This window comes from Alcanivorax sp. MD8A (assembly GCF_002888555.1).
Taxonomy (GTDB): domain Bacteria; phylum Pseudomonadota; class Gammaproteobacteria; order Pseudomonadales; family Alcanivoracaceae; genus Alcanivorax.
In genome coordinates, this window is the sequence record NZ_AQOQ01000071.1 from 1 (window position 1) to 2,709 (window position 2,709).

A 2,709-nucleotide genomic window follows, 5' to 3' on the forward strand; every position below is an offset into this window, starting at 1 on the left:
ACCCCCTGGCACGGGCTGGGCAACCAGCTCGCCGCCCAACAACCCCTCAATGTCTGGATGCAGGAAGCCGGCATGGACTGGGAGATCCGTGAGACCCCTGTTCGCTTCATTAGTAGCGAGGCCGGGGCTCTCGGGCAGATCTCATCCTTCCCGGATCAGAAGGTTCTGTTCCGCTCAGACAATCAGGCGCCTCTTTCGGTAGTGAGTAACCGCTTCAAGGTGGTTCAACCCCGGCAGATCCTGGAGTTCTACCGGGATCTCACCGAGCGCTCTGGTTTTGAGCTGGAAACCGCTGGCGTCCTTAAAGGGGGCCGCAAGCTGTGGGCACTGGCCCGCACCGGGCAAACAGGCTCCTTGGCAGGCAATGACCAGACCAACGGCTATGTGCTGCTGGCTACCGCCTGTGACGGCACCCTGGCTACCACTGCCCAGTTCACCAGCATCCGAGTGGTGTGTAACAACACCTTGGCGGTAGCTCTCAATGGCGCCGGCCAGGCGGTGAAGGTCCGCCACAACACCACCTTCGATGCCCAGGCTGTCAAGAAGCAGCTCGGGATCTCCGTCTCCGCCTGGGATGACTTCATGTATCGCCTGAAGGCCCTCAGCGAGCGGCGCATTACCCGCAAGACCGCCGAGAAGGTCATGCGCTCGGTCTTCACCGATGTGAACTACTCCTCTGGGGACATGCTGGTGAAGCCCAACGAACAGGCCATGAAGAAGGCCATGGCGTTGTATGACGGGGCCGGTCGCGGCGCGGAGTTGCCGTCAGCCAAGAACACGGCCTACGGCCTGCTCAATGCCGTCACCGAGTTCGTGGACCACGAACGTCGCGCCCGCAGTACCGACAACCGGCTGGATTCCGCCTGGTTCGGCAAGGGGGCCCAAATCAAGCAGCGGGCCCTGAGCCAGACCCTGGAACTGGTGGCCTGACTGATTCCCTACTCATTCTTTTCCCTCGACTAAAGCCCGACCCGCTCTGTGCCGGTCGGGCTTTTTATTGTTTGGAGCCTGACCATGACAGAACCTAATCACGATAACCGTGTGGGCCCGGAAGCCAGATGCTCTGCGCCTCCCCTCTCCCCGCATCTGGCCGCCATTTGGGGCGCCTTTCTCCATGAAGGGGTGATGCTGAACAAGGAGCGCGGTACCCGGCTTCTGGAGATCTGGGGTAATGGCTGTATCGAACTGATCAGCACCCTGTGTGACTTCATCCCCGATATCTGGAAACAGGTGCAACCCTACTGGTACGGCCCGCAAGGGTTTCCTGGGGTGTTCGAGTACGAGGTGGTGTCCATCCTGGGCGAACAGCTGGGCACCTATCTGCTCGAGAATGACGGCAATCTGCCACCCCATGACGACATCCAACAGATGATCACCGATCTGGTAGTCACCTTCTTCAGTCAAGGCGGCAGTCATGAGATCCCCTCGGATCAGACGCCCCAGACCCATCGGCTGATCAATCTCCATGATCGCTTTACCAAGCGGCTGACCCAACTGGAAGGAGGTCACTCATGAGTACACCCCGCGCTATCAAACCCTCATCCCGTCCGGCCCTGCGCCTGGTGTCCACCAAGGGCATGAACCGGGAACAGTGGCTCAAGGTCCGCAAGCAAGGTATCGGGGCCAGCGATGCCGCTGCGGCGGTGGGGCTCAACCCGTATCAGTCGCCCCTGGAGCTGTGGATGATCAAGACCGGTCGGGATGGCCTGTTACCAGCTCCTAATCCGGACGACATCCATACCCCGCTGTACTGGGGCAACCTGCTTGAACCCAAGGTGGCCGAGGCCTATGCCAAGGCGACGGGCAACAAGGTCCGGCGAGTGAATGCCGTGCTCCAGCACCCGGATGCGGACAAGTCCTGGATGCTGGCCAATCTGGATTATTCCGTTGTGGGCAATCCAGAGGTGCAGATCCTGGAATGCAAAACCACTGGCCTTAATGGCGCCAGGCTCTGGGCCGAGGGGGTACCGGAGTACATCCAGTGTCAGGTACAGCATCAGCTGGCCGTCACCGGCAAGCAGGCGGCGGACGTGGCGGTGCTGATCTGCGGGCAGGAATTGCAGATACACCGCATCGAGCGGGATGAAACCGTCATCAAGCAACTGATCGAGCTGGAGCGGGCATTTTGGCACTTGGTAGAAACCGATACACCACCCGACGCCGATGGCTCCGACTCCGCCGACCAGTCATTGCGAGCGCTCTACCCTCGTGATGATGGCGAAGCCCTGGATCTCATTGAAGACACCGCACTCAACGGCGACTTCAGTGAGATGCTGGATATCCGGGAACGCTTGGCCCGTCTGGCCGAACGGGAAGCCCGGCTCAAGCAACGCATCCAGCAACGCATGGGTGACGCCGCTCGGGCTTACTTCATCGACGGCCAGGTGAGCTGGAAGCGCAGCAAGGACAGTACGGTGCTCGATACTGACGCCCTGCTCAAGGCTCAGCCCGCGCTACTGCAGCAATTCCCCAAGCATCGGGCCGGCAGCCGCCGGTTCCTGGTCAAGGCCACCACCTGATCGTTCTCGCATCACCTCATTCAACACGCCAGCCTAAAAGCATAAACGCCGGGCCCTGCCCGGCGGCTGTGCGTTTTTTATAACAGGAGACTCCCATGATCAAAGGACTCGCCATTACTCCACCCGTAATTGGCCGTATCAGTATTGGCCGCATGGTGGAAAAGAACGGCAAGCGTCTGCCGGAGAAAGA

3 protein-coding genes and 1 pseudogene are annotated in these 2,709 nt (G+C 60.3%); all 4 read left to right on the forward strand.

The window, feature by feature from the left end:
- On the forward strand, positions 1-930 hold a 930-nt coding region (locus tag A15D_RS16985), incomplete at its 5' end, for a DUF932 domain-containing protein (protein WP_102792890.1).
- 84 nt (positions 931-1,014) lie between these two features.
- Complete coding sequence (locus A15D_RS16990; protein ID WP_233192295.1) at positions 1,015-1,515, forward strand: hypothetical protein; 501 nt, start codon at positions 1,015-1,017, stop codon at positions 1,513-1,515.
- Complete coding sequence (locus A15D_RS16995) at positions 1,512-2,519, forward strand: YqaJ viral recombinase family protein (protein WP_062814933.1); 1,008 nt, start codon at positions 1,512-1,514, stop codon at positions 2,517-2,519. Before A15D_RS16990 ends, A15D_RS16995 begins: the two co-directional genes overlap by 4 nt.
- Positions 2,520-2,614: 95 nt before the next feature.
- Positions 2,615-2,709, forward strand: a pseudogene (locus A15D_RS17000) (hydrolase or metal-binding protein); the annotation flags it as partial.